Origin of the sequence: Erythrobacter rubeus, assembly GCF_014705715.1 — a bacterium.
Lineage (GTDB): Bacteria > Pseudomonadota > Alphaproteobacteria > Sphingomonadales > Sphingomonadaceae > Erythrobacter > Erythrobacter rubeus.
This window is the reverse complement of sequence record NZ_JACXLC010000001.1, coordinates 1,878,403-1,893,408: the sequence shown is the minus strand read 5'-3', so window position 1 is coordinate 1,893,408 and position 15,006 is coordinate 1,878,403. Positions and strand designations below refer to the sequence as shown.

The following is a 15,006-nucleotide window of genomic DNA, read 5'->3' as shown; positions in this document are numbered from 1 at the left end:
CCGACCTCTCCACGGATCGCAACTGGGGCGGCGCTGCAAGGTGCCGCCCCTTTTCCTTGCACAATTACGGCGTTTGGCTAGCTTTTAGCGAAGGGGAGGATTGGGATCATGCTCTTCGGCGCGGCCATTGCAGCTGCTACGATCTATCTGGCGTTTCTTTTCTGGCTGGCCGCGCGAAGAGACCGTGAGGGCGCAGGCAGGTTCGGTCGTTACGCCGGGCTAATCTACGGGCTTTCGCTGGCGGTCTATTGCACCAGCTGGACGTTCTATGGCGGCGTCGGTACGGCGGCCACATCCGGGCTCGATTACCTGCCGATATATCTCGGTCCGATCCTGTTATTCACGGTTGGATTTGGCCTGGTGAGCCGCGTGCTTGCCCAAGGCAAAGCTCAGCATTCCACGTCAATTGCCGACTTTTTGTCGGCCCGATACGGCAAGAGTGCGAGCGTTGCTGCGCTCGTCACCATCATCGCAACGATAGGTTCGCTGCCTTATATGGCGCTGCAACTGCAATCGGTCGGCAGCTCTTTGCTGACACTTGATCCAACCCTCGTGGACCAAGTGGCAGCGGACGAACTGGTGCTGCTGGTTGCAGCGCTGATGGCGCTTTTCGCGATCATGTTTGGCTCCCGCCGGGCCGATCAGGCAGGGGATAATGGCGGACTGGTGCTCACCATCGCCGTGGAGGCGGTGGTGAAACTGGTCGCACTGATCGCTGTAGCGGCGCTAGCTGTGGGTGTTTTGATGCAGGGCGATGGTGCGAGCATGCCCGATGCATTCGAGCCGGCCCAGATCGATGCCCGCTTTGCTGTGCTCACGCTGATTGCGGCCTGCGCTGCGCTGTGCCTGCCTCGGCAGTTTCATATGACCATCGTCGAGGCACCTGAAGAGCGCGCATCACCGGCCATGCGTTGGGTGTTCCCCGCCTACCTCCTGCTGACCTCGCTTGTGATCGTGCCGATTGTGCTCGCAGGGCTGACGGTCCTGCCGGAGGGCACCGATGCGGACACGATCGTAATGGCGCTCCCGCTGGCCGCCGGAAATGAAGCGCTCGCCCTGCTGGTTTTCATCGGCGGATTCTCCGCATCGGCAGGCATGATTGTGGTGGCCAGCGTGGCCTTGTCGACGATGATCACGAACGACCTGATCGCACCGCTCGTTTTCAGACAGGCGCTGAGCGGAACGGGGGATCGCAGCCTTGTCGCAGCAAGGCTGCTTACGATCAGACGCGGAGTGATCGCGGCGCTGCTCCTTTTCGCTTATCTGTTTTATCTTGGGTTCGGAGCGGTCACCAATCTCGCCGGGCTCGGCACGCTTGCATTCGCCGCCGTTGCGCAATTCGCACCGGGCCTGGTGCTCGGTGTCTTGTCACGCGCAGGCAACAGAGCGGGGATGATGGCGGGACTGATCACCGGCTTCGCCCTTTGGCTGGCACTGCTGATCTTGCCAGCAGCAATCAGCGCGTCGCCTGTTATCTCGATCCATCCAGACCCGCTTGTGTCCGGTGTCTTGATAAGCCTCTTGGCCAATTGTGCAGCCTACTGGCTCGGCTCCATCTGGTCGCGGCCCACCCTGGTCGATCAAGCTCAGGCCGCGGTATTCGTCGGCTTACCATCAAGCGGCGCCGCGCTGAGCTTTGTCACCAATAAACGCGTCGCGGATGTTCGACTGCTTCTCGCGCAATTCGTTGGCAAGGATCGCGCAAACGCCGCATTGGCATCGATGCCTCGACCCTACCGCGATAAGGACACCGCCAATGAAGACGTGATGACAATGGCAGAGCGGACGATTTCCGGCGTAATCGGTTCGTCGTCTTCGAGAATGCTGGTGTCCTCTTGGTCCGACGGTGACCCCATCCCGCTCGCGCAAGTCGTTGCAATGATGGGAGAGACGAACAAGCGCCTCTCATTCAGCGCGGACCTGCTTCAGATTGCGATAGAAAACATCGACCAGGGCGTTGCCCTCGTCGATTTCGAAATGAACCTGGTGGCATGGAACAGCCGATACCAGGAACTGTTCGACCTCCCGGATGATCTGGTTGCGGTCGGCACGCCGATCGCGGAACTCATCCGCTACAATTTGCGCCAAAGCGAGACCAGTGATGCCGAAATCGAACTGCAGGTCCGGCGGCGACTTGATCACATGCGTGCCGGGCGCGAGCACCGGATGGAGCGCGAGCAACACGATGGGCGGATCATGCGGATCGTCGGATCGCCCGCTCCGGGTGGCGGCTATGTCACCTCCTATACCGACATCACGGCGGACCGGCGCGCAGAGCAAGCGCTCGAGACCAAGGTCGCAGAGCGGACCGAGCAGCTGAGCGAGGCCAACTCCGCGCTCGAGGAAGCGACGCGTTCGAAGACTCGTTTCCTCGCCGCGGCAAGTCACGATCTGATCCAGCCCCTCAATGCAGCGCGGCTTTTTGCATCCGCAGTAGGTGAAGAGGTCACCGGCCAGGCCCATCTTGAACGGCTGGTTGAAGATTTGGACGGATCTATCGCTTCCGCCGACCGGTTGATCCGCGCGCTGCTCGATATTTCAAAGCTCGACAGTGGCGGTATCGAACCGAAAATCGCACCGGTCGCGCTCGATGCAGTCTTTGACGAAGTCTTCCGCGAATTTGCAGTGCAGGCAGAGGCGAAGAAGCTTGAATTGCGCCGTGTTTCGACAAGCTCGTGGGCGATGACCGACCGGGCCTTGCTAACCAGCGTCGTGCGCAACCTTGTCAGCAATGCGATCAGATACACGTCCGAAGGCGGTGTGCTTATGGGGGTGCGCCGCGCGGGAGATGGGGTGCTGCTGTGCGTGCACGACACCGGCCGAGGGATCGCGGAGGCGGACAAGGGCAGGATTTTCGATGAATTCGAGCGTGCTTCCTCGAGCGACCGCGAGGGTCTGGGCCTCGGTTTGGCTATCGTCCGGCGTATCACTCGCTTGCTCGACATCCATGTCGAGACCGACAGCGAGATCGGAAGAGGCAGCCGCTTTGCCCTACACCTGCCGGTGCTTAAATGGGAAGCTCCGGTAAAGCGCGCGATTGCGGCGAGCGCGAGCGCAAAAGTCGGAAATGCAAGAGTGCTCGTGGTCGAAAATGAACCTGCTGCGCTGAACGCGTTGAAGACGCTCCTTGAAAAATGGGGGCTCGACGTGCTGAGCGCAGGTTCGCTTGACGAGGCCCGCGCGGCGTGCCCTTCCGCGCCGGATATAGCGATCATGGATTACCGGCTGGACGAGAATGAGCGCGGGGACGCCGTCTATCTTTCGTTATCCGACGATTGGAACAATGCGCCGCCTGCCATTCTGCTCACCGCAGAAGCGAGCGAAGAAACGCAGCTTGCCGCTACGAGGATGGGCGCGAACCGGCTTTTGAAGCCATCATCGCCAGCCGCACTGCGCGCGCTCGTATCCGATTGCCTGAACCGCCGGAAGGTTGCAGCCGAAGCCTAATCAGCGGAGCAATCGGCGACGGGTTGTTCGACATCGAGTTTTGCGGCAACCAGCGCAGCCTGTGTCCGGCTGACGACCCCGAGCTTGCGAAAGATGGCGGTGATGTGCGCTTTCACCGTAGCTTCGCTAATATCGAGCTCATAGGCGATCTGCTTGTTAAGCAGGCCCTGCCGTATCGCTCCCAATATCCGGCGCTGGGCGGGCGTCAGGCTGGCGATGCGTCCCAGATCGTCATCGTCTTCTATGCCGCTCTCGGGGAACCAGCTGTCCCCTTCGCGCACTGCGGAAAGCGCATCGCGCATCTCGTCGAGGCTCGCAGATTTGGGGATGAAAGCTGCGGCCCCAAGCTGCTTCGCTGCGGAAAATACGCGCGGCTCCTCGCTCGCAGATACGATCGCAACTGGAAGTGCAGGGAAGTCCTGTCGAAGGTCCATCAAGACCGAAAGCCCATGCGAATCCTCCATATGAAGATCAAGCAAGAGTGCCTCCGCGCCCTGATCGAGCTCGCTACGCGCTTCCGCAGCGGAGCTCGCTTCGACAATTTCCGCGGCCGGCCAGACCTTTGCCACCGCGTGACCGAGTGCGGCCCTGAACAGCGGATGGTCGTCAGCAATGATGATGCGGTCCGGCATGGTTCAGCGATTTTGCCGACCTTCGATCAGACGATCAACCAGAGATGGGTCCGCAAGCGTCGAGGTATCCCCCAGCGACCCGTAATCGTTCTCCGCAACCTTGCGCAGGATGCGGCGCATGATCTTGCCAGAGCGAGTCTTCGGAAGGCCATCGGTGAACTGGATGTGATCCGGCGTGGCGATCGGCCCGATCTCTTTGCGGACATGCGCGCGCAATGCCTTGTATAGTTCATCCGACCCATCGATCCCCGCATTAAGCGTTACATAGCAATAGATGCCTTGCCCCTTGATATCGTGAGGATAGCCAACCACCGCAGCTTCTGCGACGAGATCGTGAAGCACCAGTGCGCTTTCGACCTCGGCGGTGCCCATACGGTGTCCAGAAACATTGATGACGTCATCGACCCGGCCGGTTATCCAGTAATACCCATCCTCATCGCGCTTGCAGCCGTCGCCGGTGAAATATTTGCCTGTGTAAGTGCTGAAATAGGTCTGCTCAAAGCGTTCATGATCGCCGTAGATCGAGCGCGCCTGTCCGGGCCAGCTCGCCGTGATGCAAAGGTTGCCTTCGACCGCGCCCTCGAGAACTGCGCCGTCGTTGTCGACCAGCTGCGGCTGGATGCCAAAGAACGGTAGGCCGGCGCTGCCAGGCTTCATGTCGTGTGCAGCGGGCAGCGTCGTGATCATGACGCCGCCGGTTTCGGTCTGCCACCAAGTATCGACAATCGGACAGCGACCGGCACCAACGACATCATGGTACCAGCGCCATGCTTCTGGATTGATCGGTTCTCCGACCGATCCGAGCAGGCGCAGCGACGAGCGATCCCGGCTCGTCACGAACTCGTCACCCTCCCGCATCAAGGCGCGGATCGCCGTGGGGGCGGTGTAGAGAATGTTTACCTTGTGCTTGTCGACCACATCCCAGAACCGCCCATGGTCGGGATAGTTGGGTACGCCTTCGAAAACGACGCTGGTCGCGCCATTCATCAGCGGACCGTAGACAATATAGCTGTGGCCGGTGACCCAGCCGATGTCGGCGGTGCACCAATAGACCTCGCCCGGTTGATAATCGAAGACATAGTTGAACGTGGTCGCCGTCCACACGCCGTAGCCGCCTGTCGTGTGCAGCACGCCTTTGGGCTTCCCGGTCGAGCCCGAGGTGTAGAGGATGAAGAGCGGGTCCTCCGCTGCCATCACCTCGCACGGACAATCATTGTCGGAGGCGATTTCGTGCAACCAATGATCGCGGCCTTCGGTCATTTCGATCGCGGCACCTGTATGTTGGACGACAAGCATCCCGTCGAGCGGGGTTTCGTGATCGAGCTCGGCGAGGGCCGCATCGACATTTGCCTTGAGCGGAACGCGTTTCGAACCGCGCAGTCCTTCGTCCGCCGTGATCACGAAGCGACTTCCACAATCCTCGATCCTTCCCGCGAGTGCTTCGGGTGAGAAGCCGCCGAACACAACCGAGTGAACTGCGCCGATCCGTGCGCAGGCGAGCATCGCAGTGACACCCTCGATAATCATCGGCATGTAGAGGGTCACCCGGTCGCCTTTCGCCACACCCATGGCTTTCATGGCATTGGCCATACGGACCACTTCGGCATGGAGCTCGCGGTAGGTGAGCGTGCGCCCTGCGGTTTCAGGATCGTCGGGCTCGAAGATGATGGCGGTATCGCCTCCGCGGGTGCCCAGATGCCGGTCGACCGCATTGTGGCACAGGTTCAGCGATCCATCTGCGAACCAGCTTATGCTTGCTGGGTCGAAGGACCATTCCCCGCCTAGGGCCGGCTGTTTGAACCAATCGAGCCGTTCGGCCTGATCAAGCCAGAAGCCATCAGGATCCTCAAGAGATTGCCGGTACATTTCTTGATATTGCTCGGCAACGCAGTGCGTCGCGTGCTTCATCGATGGACGCGAGATTGCTTGGATCACGGCGAGTCTCCCTTTTGTCGCTACTTCAGTACCGTGAAACCGAGGCCGCGCGCCTTCAGACAAAGGTCGTACGACGATCCTCCAATTGTGCGCAAAGGGGACCGCGTTCCATTCTGCTTCATCAGATTAGCGAGGGAGGGAGGAACCATGTCGCAGTTGAAAATCTGCAGAAAGGCGCGCGCCGCATTGCTTTGCGCCACATGCCTTGCAGCGAGCCCTGCCGCGGCGCAGGACGCCTCGGTCGACGAGCGTTTGGATCGGCTGGAAGCCCTGGTCGAAGGGTTGATAGAGCGGCTCGACGCGCAGGAGGGTGCGAACGAGCAGGAGCAGATTGCGATGCAGGCTGAGCGCGATGAAATGCGCGCCCAGGGCGCTGCCTTACTGGCTGCCACTCAGGACCTCCAGACCAGGCAGGACGAGCTCGATGAGCAGATCGCGGCCGCTCCGCCATCTGGAGGTGGATCGAGCCCCGGCAAAACGACTTTTAGCTATGGCGGATACGTCAAGCTCGACGCGATCACTCAGCGCACGAGCGGCGGGCAGCTGCCCAACAATTCGATCCTGCGCGACTTCCTGATCCCGGTTGCCATTCCGGTCGGCGGAGAACCGAGCGGTTTCGACACCGACTTCAGCGCTCGCCAGACGCGGTTCCTGTTCAATACAGAAACCGATGTCGGGACCGAGCACGCGCTCAAAAGCCATATCGAGCTTGACTTCAATGTCACCGAAGGCGGGAATGAGCGGATTTCCAACAGCTTTGTGCCGCGTATTCGGCAAGCCTTCATCACTTATGACAAATGGACGTTCGGCCAGGCGTGGTCGACCTTCCAGAATGTCGGTGCGCTGCCCGACAGTCTCGATTTCATCGGCGTGACGCCGGGCACCGTGTTCGATCGCCAACCGCTCATCCGCTACACGAGTGGCGGCCTCCAGCTTGCTGTTGAACAACCTGAAACCGTCGTGACGGACTCTGACGGTTCGCGCGTGATAGCAGGTGATGACCAACTGCCCGATGTGGTCGCCCGCTACAATTGGGGCGGCGACTGGGGCTCGCTCACCGCGACCGGCATCTTGCGCCAACTGCATGTTTCGAAAGACGACCTGCAAGGAGTCGACGACAGCGCGGTCGGTTATGGCCTAAGCGTATCGGGCAAACTCAGAGTAGGACCCCGGGACGACTTCCGCTTCATGGCAACCGCTGGAGACGGGCTCGGGCGCTATATCGGCCTTAACCTCGTCAACGACGCGGCGATTACGGCGGCGGGCGAACTCGATCCGATCTTCACCTATTCAGGTTTTGCCGCGTTCCGCCATATCTGGTCGGACAAGCTGCGCTCGACGATTGCTGGTTCGTATTTCAAGGCGGACAATCCGGTCCTTTTGACGACCGATCAAGTGACCGACGAAAGCTGGAATGCGTTTGCGAACCTCATCTGGTCGCCGGTCGATCCGCTGAGCATCGGTATAGAGTACTTGTATGCGGAACGGACCTTGGAAGATGGTCAGTCCGGCAACCTGCAAAAAGTCCAGGTTTCAACGCAGTACAAGTTCTGACTTAGAGGCAGAGTTCGCCAAAAGACTTCAAGCCTTGAAGCTCAAATCAGGCAACCAACTTAACGCTGCTTGTGCCCGTTGCGCCCCTGGCTTCGCCGTGCTGTGGGCGAACATTGCGCAGCAGGACTGCTGCAGCTTGCGCTTTCAATTCGGCCAGGTCGGCACCGTATGAAGCATCGTAGCTCTGCATGACCTGCACCCAGCCTGGGAGGTTATAGAAGGCTTTCACGCGGCTGTAGATGTCGTCGCTCCACCACGGCATCGAGTACACCAGCCGGCTTTCAACGAAGCCGTTGGCGTCGAACTTGATCCCGTCGAGACTGGAAAGGTAAGCGACGGGCCGGCCACCGCACAAGACATTCATGGCAACCCCGCTATTGCCGCAAATGACGAGGTCGCAGGCGGCTATTTCTTCATCGAGCGGGTTGCCGATCGTCAGTTCGACTCTGTCGTCGTCAAGCGCCAGCCCTGAAAAATCCGTCTTGAGCAGCGTCACGGGATGCTGCCGGATGAGGATGCGCGCGTCGGGTAGGTCAATTCGGATGGTTGCTATCAGGCTCTTGAGAACGTCGATTTTTGTGCCCGAAGTCAGGAATATCCCGATGGTCTCCACTTCCTCGCGCCACTGCATCGGATGAGCCTCTCCTGGCTGCCCGATCAAGGCTATCTCCGCTGTGCAGGAACTGCGGCGCCTGTAAGTTTGCGTTGTCTTATCCCCGTAGAACAGCGCGCAATCGGCATAGACTGGCGGGACCACAGTCCCGTTCGCGGGTACCGTCGCATGATTTGAATAGACGACCTGTCTGTCTGTGCGGTGCGCGGCGGCAGCCATGCCCACGGCTTCTGGGCTGTAATTGCTGGCGATAATCGCCGCTTTTAGCTCCTGGCGATTCTCGAACAGCCACGAAAACCAAATGTAATAGGCAAGCGCACTTGCGATCCGGGCGGATGGCATGAAGCTGTGGCGACGCGCCAGGATTTGCAGAAACGGCCATATCCTGGCGGACGCGCCGATCATTTTCAGAGCGATTGTCAGCTGGCGAAAGTGCAGAACATGCCTGCGCTCAATAGCGAGACGCAAAAGGCGTAAATCGGGCACCAACGCTGCCACGCGGTCGATCGTTTTTTCTTCATTGGAAAAGTTGTGAAGGGCCACGGCTTCGAGTTCAGCTTCCCGATCTTCGACCGGTCCGATCGAAACAGCGCACTTCACCATGTAGAGGAACAGAAAGAACGGCTGAAGTATCCGTTTGTCAGCGCTTTCATAAAGTGCATCGACCGCGCGATAGACAGCGTTCTTGTTCTTGATTTCTTCGTAGACAGCTGCTCGACCTGATGTGGTTTCCAGTGCCCGTACGATCCGGAGTGCGGTTGGAAGATCGTATTGGCGATCGGTGATCTCAATTGCGGCATCGATCTTCGCCGTACTCGAACTTTCGGTGAATAGGCCACTGGCTTCGACTGCATTTAAGGCCACGCTGATCTACCTCAAACAAATGATTGTTGCTTACCGGACGGTCTTGACCAGCCGCTGCTTGAGGGCCTTATCTCATTTATGTCTTAACAATTTGCGTTCAGGTTCATTCAGGTCCAATGAGGTCGAACGCTGCCATATCGGCAAGAAATGGGGTGTCTATCATTCGTCAAGTAATGCATAATCGGAATATAGCCGAAGATAAAATAAACTTGGTCAATTAGTCTATGATTCTTACTCAATTAGACTCCCTGACGAATTTATCACAAAATTTAGATTCAATATTATTATAGTTTCATATATTTAACTTGGCGAGGCAAAAAACTGACTATGTCGATTTCCGTGAAGTACATTTACTCGGCTTGTATTGTAATCGCGACGCCTGATGTCCGCATTTTGTGTGATCCGTGGTTTACAGAGGGCGTGTATGATGGCTCATGGTATCACTTCCCCGAGGTCTCCAATCCGTTGGAAGCGATTGGCGATATCGACATAGTTTATGTATCCCATATCCATCCGGATCACTACGATGCCGAGTTTCTGAAAAGCTATTTTGCAAGGTATGGCGAAAAAGAAATCCTTATTGCCGACCACGACCCGAACCACCTTTTTTACAAGATGAGAGCTGATGGATTGGGGTGTACAGTGCTTTCTGAGCCGCGGCGTATTGGCTCGACCCTAGTAGACATATTACCTCATCGGACGGGCAGTATATCGGACATCGACAGTGCCCTCATCGTCAAACACGAAGGAGAGCGGCGTTGTTGTGTTGCAAACTCGAACGATGTGATTTTCGATGATGACATGATCGATGCATTTGTGGAGCGAGCTGGGAAAGTGGATATCTTATGCTGCGGTTACACTGGCGCCGGGCCGTTTCCGCAGACGTATTTCGACCTCGACGATCCTAAGTTGCCGGAAGCTGCCAACCAAAAGAAGGAGCAGTTTTTCGAACGATATCTTAAATTGGTTGACGCGGTGGGGGCGAAGAAGAACGTGCCATTTGCCGGTAAGTACATTTTGGGTGGTCGGCTCGCCCCACTGAACGAGTTTCGGGGAGTAGCCGATCCGGTCGAGGTCCTCGAACTTGACCCCAATGCGGTTGTTCTTGCGGACAACGGTGGAACCCTCGATACAATTTCATTCGAGCCAACGGCAGTGCGGACCGAGCCCTATAGCCGGGAAGATATAACGAAAAGAATCTCGGAAATCTCCACTCGGTCGATGGATTACGAGCGCCTCATTAACGCAGAGGAGATTGAGCAGCTTCCGATTCGACGATTGTTGGCGCTGGCTGCGAAAAGAGCCTTTGCGCGTTCTGAATGTAATGCTGACTATTTCTACGTTATCCCAGTCGACGAAAAGCAAGCGGCAATTCTCAATATAAACAAGAATAATCCATCATTATCATATATTGATTTGAATGTTGAATTTCCTCAACCCTACTCTTTACTGAAAATTGACCCTCGCTATTTGTTTGGCCTTTTGACAAACATCTACCATTGGAACAACGCTGAGGTCGGTTCACAGTTCGAGACCCGCCGCCAGCCAAACATTTTCAATCGTGATGCACAGCGTTTTTTGAATTATCTTTCGATAGGCTGACGACGGCCTCCCTAAGAAATAGGACGCCGCACCCAGCCGATTTATGAACGACTGCGCTCTACCTCCGAACAAAATTCCCCGAGCTTTGATCGTTTCAGCCGATCGGTGCGGGACGTTTCTCAGACATTCGTTAACGATTTAGGTTTACAGCTTCTCAAGTACTCGCAGGGGCGGGCGCTTAAAGCGTGAGGGCAAAAGATCGGTCGATGGTCCGGAAACTATTCAGTTTAAACGCCAAGAAGTTTCTGGCGCTGCAATCGCTTTTCTACGCTTTCGCGAACGGCATCGAGGCGCTCGTGCCACTGCTGCTGGCGCCGATCCTTACGCGCATGCTCGACCCGACCGGCTACGGGATCTGGGTGCTCTTCATAACCTACGCGACCTTTATGCGCCCGATCGTCGGGCTCACCACACAGGACGCGATCCGGATGAGGTTCTACGATCTCGACCAGAAACAGCTCGACCGGTTCACGCATACGGCGCTGTTCGTGATGGTCGTGCTGGCCGCGTTCGTATCTCTGGTGACGCTGGTATTTGGCGAACTGCTCGCGACGCTGACCAAATTCCCCGAAGCCTGGCTGGTCAGCATCGTGATCGCCGCGTTCCTTTACGAAGTTTTCTACACGGTCCTCGCGCTTCAGCAGTTCCACAACCGCCGCGGAGCCTTCTTGGCGACACAAGGCATCCAGGCGGTGCTGAGTATGGTATTCATCGTCTGCTTCCTGCTGGCGGGTTGGGATTGGCGCGGGGTCGTGCTCGGCCGAATGCTCAGCATGGGCATTGCCACACTATTTTCGCTGAGGTCGCTCGGTTTTACGTTGCCCGCACTGATTCGGGTCCCCGAGCGATCATTCTATCGCAACATCGCATCCTTTGGTGTGGTGTACTGGCCGGCAGGCGCGGTGGTGATGGCCATGGCGACCGCAGACAAGGTCATCGCGGCGCATTATCTCGGGGTCGAGGCCAGCGCGATGTACGGGGTCGCCGCCTTGTTCGCATCGGCATTCTGGATGGCGAACCACAGCTTTGTCCTCGCGTGGACTCCTTGGTTGTTCCGCAAGCTCAAGATCGCTGCCAGCGAAGGCTTGGGCGAGGTCGCGTCGGTATCGGTCCTCTATTTCATCCTTGCTGCAATCGCCGCTGCCGCGTTCTACGTATTCGCATTACTTGTCGCGCCAATACTTCTCGGCGAGGCGTTTCACAGCGCCATCCCGCTGCTGCAATATGTGATGATCGCGATCGTCCTGCAGGGGTACTTCATGCACAATATGAAGTTCCTCCACTTCGACAAGCGCATCGAGCTGATGTCCATCTGCAGCGCCGCGACGATCGGGCTGAACATCTGGCTGAGCATCCTCTGGGTCCAGACCATGGGAATTCGGGGTATCATGCTGGCGACAGCGGTTTCATTCGGTGCGGCATTCATTATTAGCGGTGTGCTTGTCATGGCGCGATATATGAACACTCGTAAGGGAGCGAAGGCCGTTGTTGGATAATAAGAGCATTCTTGTGACGGGGGGCACGGGCTCTTTCGGAAGAGCTTTTGTCCGTCAGGTCCTCGAAAAGTATCCCGGCGTGCGGCGTCTCGTGATCTATTCGCGCGACGAACTCAAACAGTATGAGATGAGCCAGGAATTCTCTCCGCAAAAATACCCCGCGCTGCGCTATTTCATCGGGGACATTCGCGATCAATCCCGGTTGCGGCGTGCATTTGAAGGGATCGACATCGTCGTACACGCGGCAGCACTGAAGCAGGTGCCAGCGGCGGAATACAACCCGTTCGAGTGCATCAAGACGAATGTTCTAGGCGCGCAGAATATCATCGAATCCTGCCTCGACAGCAGGGTCGAGAATGTCGTTGCGCTCTCGACTGACAAGGCTGCGGCGCCGATCAACCTTTATGGCGCGACCAAGCTGTGTTCGGACAAGCTGTTTACAGCTGCCAACAACATCAGAGGTGCGCGCGACCTGCTTCTTTCTGTCGTCCGATATGGCAATGTCATTGGCAGCCGAGGCTCCGTCGTTCCGTTCTTCCTCGACCGGCGTGAAACCGGCGTGATCCCGATAACCGATCCAACGATGACCCGGTTCAACATCTCTCTGGAGGAAGGGGTCCAGATGGTGCTCTGGGCGCTCGAGCACGCGCAGGGCGGGGAAATCTTCGTCCCGAAGATTCCAAGCTACCTGATCACCGATCTCGCCGAAGCGGTTGCGCCTGAATGCAAGATCGAAATGGTCGGCATCCGGCCGGGTGAGAAAATCCATGAAGAGATGATCACCACGAGTGATAGCCTCAACACGGTCGATCTTGGCCCGTACTACGCGATCCTGCCGACGACTACCGATCAAATGCCCGAGGACTATCTGAAGCGGGTCGGCGGCAAGCCGGTCGAAGCCGGCTTTTCCTTCAACAGCGGCACCAATCCAGACTTTCTTTCGGTCGAGCAATTGCGCGGGCTCATCCGCAAACATGTCGATCCAACGCATGAAGCGTGATGGCGGACTTTATACCCTATGGACGCCAATCGGTTACCGAGGCTGACATTGCCGCAGTCGTCGATGTCCTGAAATCCGATTTTCTAACTCAGGGGCCGGTCGTCCCCGCGTTCGAAGACGCAGTCAGATCGGCGGTCGGCGCGCGGCACGCGGTGGCAGCAAACAGTGCGACCAGCGCTCTGCATGTGGCCTGCATGGCATTGGGTGTGGGTCCGGGAGATAGCGTCTGGACCAGTCCCCTTACTTTCGTCGCCAGTTCCAACGCTGCACTTTATTGCGGCGCTGACGTCGATTTCGTCGATGTCGATGAGCGCAGCTATAATATGTGTCCGGTTCGATTGACGGATAAGCTCGAAGCCGCAGCGGCATCGGGCGAGCTGCCGAAGGTGATTATACCGGTCCACCTGACAGGCCAGTCCTGCGACATGGCGGCAATTCACGCTGCGGCGAGCAGGTATGGCGTCAAGATAATCGAGGACGCCTCGCACGCCATCGGAGGGCGTTTCGGCCCTGATCCTGTCGGAAGTTGCCGGTACAGCGACATCGCGGTTTTCAGCTTTCACCCCGTCAAGATCGTCACGACGGGCGAAGGCGGCATGGCGCTTACCAACGATGATGAGTTGGCCCGCCTCATGCGGCTCGATCGGAGCCACGGGATCACGCGCGATGCAGAAATGATGCACGCCGATGATCCTGGCGCATGGTATTACGAGCAACAGCGGCTCGGTTACAATTACCGCATGACAGACATAAACGCGGCGCTTGGTTTCAGCCAGATGGGCAGGCTCGCCGAATTCATCGAGCGTCGCAGGGAGATTGCGCAGACATATGACGCCGCTTTCGCGGCCCATCCCATTCAGACACCGTGGCAGCATCCCGAGACGGCTTCGGCTTGGCACCTCTATGTTGTCCGCGTCGCAGGGCGGCGCGCGGTCTTCGATGCGCTTCGAGACGCAGGGATCGGAGTGAACCTCCATTACATTCCGGTCTATCTGCAGCCCTATTACCGCGATCTCGGGTTCGAGCCCGGCTATTGCCCCAACGCCGAACGCTATTACTCCGAGGCGATCAGCCTGCCGATGTTTCCGTCGATGACGGCCGAGCAACAGCAACGGGTTATCGCAGAAGTGACGCAAGCGGTTGCTGCGGCAGCGGCTGCATGAATATTGCGATCATCCCGGCTCGCGGGGGCAGCAAGCGCATACCTCGCAAAAATATCCGCCCGTTCTGCGGACGCCCGATGATCGCCTGGCCGATCAAGGCGGCGATTGATTCCAACCTCTTCGATCAAGTAATCGTATCGACCGACGATGATGAAATCGCAGAGGTTGCGCGCGGGGCGGGAGCCGAAACGCCCTTCATGCGGCCTGCCGAGCTTGCTGACGATCACACCGGGACGAGCGATGTGGTTTCACACGCACTGTCTTGGGCTGCGGACATAGGTCTAGAGTTAGATGCAGTCTGCTGTATCTACGCGACAGCGGCATTCCTTTCAGGCGAGGACCTGCGCTCCGCGCATTCCCTTCTGTCACCAGACTGTGATTTTGCGTTTCCCGCCGTTCGTTACGGACATCCTCCGCAGCGCGGGTTTGTAAGCGGTGACGGCGGCCATCCCGAACTCCTCAACCCTGAATACGAAGAGACCCGCACGCAGGACTTGCAAGCCGTCTTCCACGATGCGGGCCAGTTTTACTGGGGTACTCGAGATGCGTGGATGGACCGACGTCCATTCTTCGGTCAGCGCACCAGGTTCATCGAACTGCCGCAATCGCGTGCATGGGATATCGATCGTCCTGACGACTGGGAAATCGCGGAGCACCTGTTTGCCGCCATGCGGGAGCCGAAGCGGTGAAGGCGCTGTTC

At 57.9% G+C, this 15,006-nt stretch carries 10 protein-coding genes; 7 read left to right on the top strand and 3 right to left on the bottom strand.

Annotation, left to right across the window (positions count from 1 at the left end; all coding sequences use genetic code 11):
* Nucleotides 1-108: 108 nt before the first annotated feature.
* Nucleotides 109-3,447: a hybrid sensor histidine kinase/response regulator gene (locus IB285_RS09375; RefSeq protein WP_190787921.1), complete on the top strand. Its 3,339-nt coding sequence runs from the start codon at nt 109-111 to the stop codon at nt 3,445-3,447.
* Here IB285_RS09375 and IB285_RS09370 read toward each other — a convergent pair.
* A complete protein-coding gene (locus tag IB285_RS09370) occupies nt 3,444-4,079 on the bottom strand; it encodes a response regulator transcription factor (RefSeq protein ID WP_190787920.1) in 636 nt (211 codons plus the stop codon). The two genes, IB285_RS09375 and IB285_RS09370, sit on opposite strands and share 4 nt — an antisense overlap.
* A gap of 3 nt (nt 4,080-4,082) precedes the next feature.
* Entirely contained in the window at nt 4,083-5,987 is a 1,905-nt protein-coding gene (acs, locus tag IB285_RS09365) for an acetate--CoA ligase (protein ID WP_190789062.1), read from the bottom strand.
* A 174-nt stretch (nt 5,988-6,161) separates the two neighbouring features.
* Between acs and IB285_RS09360 the strand changes: the two genes are divergently transcribed.
* Entirely contained in the window at nt 6,162-7,568 is a 1,407-nt protein-coding gene (locus IB285_RS09360; RefSeq protein ID WP_234033104.1) for a DcaP family trimeric outer membrane transporter, read from the top strand.
* A 46-nt stretch (nt 7,569-7,614) separates the two neighbouring features.
* On the opposite strand, the gene IB285_RS09355 is transcribed toward IB285_RS09360, so the two are convergent.
* Complete coding sequence (locus IB285_RS09355) at nt 7,615-9,045, bottom strand: hypothetical protein (RefSeq protein ID WP_190787919.1); 1,431 nt, start codon at nt 9,043-9,045, stop codon at nt 7,615-7,617.
* A gap of 327 nt (nt 9,046-9,372) precedes the next feature.
* Here IB285_RS09355 and IB285_RS09350 point away from each other — a divergent pair, with 327 nt between their 5' ends.
* The 5 genes from IB285_RS09350 to pseF all read left to right on the top strand — a co-directional run bounded on the left by IB285_RS09350 (nt 9,373) and on the right by pseF (nt 14,995).
* Nucleotides 9,373-10,647 (top strand): MBL fold metallo-hydrolase, encoded by a 1,275-nt coding sequence (locus IB285_RS09350; protein WP_190787918.1) that lies wholly within the window; start codon nt 9,373-9,375, stop codon nt 10,645-10,647.
* A 206-nt stretch (nt 10,648-10,853) separates the two neighbouring features.
* Complete coding sequence (locus tag IB285_RS09345; protein WP_190787917.1) at nt 10,854-12,143, top strand: lipopolysaccharide biosynthesis protein; 1,290 nt, start codon at nt 10,854-10,856, stop codon at nt 12,141-12,143.
* 13 nt (nt 12,144-12,156) lie between these two features.
* The gene (pseB, locus tag IB285_RS09340) at nt 12,157-13,143 is read left to right on the top strand and encodes a UDP-N-acetylglucosamine 4,6-dehydratase (inverting) (RefSeq protein ID WP_328705877.1); all 987 of its coding nucleotides are present in this window, start codon (nt 12,157-12,159) and stop codon (nt 13,141-13,143) included.
* On the top strand, nt 13,143-14,306 hold the full coding sequence (gene pseC / locus IB285_RS09335; protein WP_190787915.1) for a UDP-4-amino-4,6-dideoxy-N-acetyl-beta-L-altrosamine transaminase: 1,164 nt from the start codon (nt 13,143-13,145) through the stop codon (nt 14,304-14,306). Before pseB ends, pseC begins: the two co-directional genes overlap by 1 nt.
* On the top strand, nt 14,303-14,995 hold the full coding sequence (pseF, locus tag IB285_RS09330; protein ID WP_190787914.1) for a pseudaminic acid cytidylyltransferase: 693 nt from the start codon (nt 14,303-14,305) through the stop codon (nt 14,993-14,995). Before pseC ends, pseF begins: the two co-directional genes overlap by 4 nt.
* Nucleotides 14,996-15,006: the final 11 nt, after the last annotated feature.

What these genes read in the sequence shown, in the direction of transcription:
- pseC (WP_190787915.1), top strand. Translation starts at nt 13,143, where the DNA reads ATGGCGGACTTTATACCCTATGGACGCCAATCGGTTACCGAGGCTGAC.
- IB285_RS09350 (WP_190787918.1), top strand. Translation starts at nt 9,373, where the DNA reads ATGTCGATTTCCGTGAAGTACATTTACTCGGCTTGTATTGTAATCGCG.
- acs (WP_190789062.1), bottom strand. Translation starts at nt 5,987, where the DNA reads ATGAAGCACGCGACGCACTGCGTTGCCGAGCAATATCAAGAAATGTAC.
- IB285_RS09370 (WP_190787920.1), bottom strand. Translation starts at nt 4,079, where the DNA reads ATGCCGGACCGCATCATCATTGCTGACGACCATCCGCTGTTCAGGGCC.
- IB285_RS09360 (WP_234033104.1), top strand. Translation starts at nt 6,162, where the DNA reads ATGTCGCAGTTGAAAATCTGCAGAAAGGCGCGCGCCGCATTGCTTTGC.
- IB285_RS09375 (WP_190787921.1), top strand. Translation starts at nt 109, where the DNA reads ATGCTCTTCGGCGCGGCCATTGCAGCTGCTACGATCTATCTGGCGTTT.
- pseF (WP_190787914.1), top strand. Translation starts at nt 14,303, where the DNA reads ATGAATATTGCGATCATCCCGGCTCGCGGGGGCAGCAAGCGCATACCT.
- IB285_RS09345 (WP_190787917.1), top strand. Translation starts at nt 10,854, where the DNA reads ATGGTCCGGAAACTATTCAGTTTAAACGCCAAGAAGTTTCTGGCGCTG.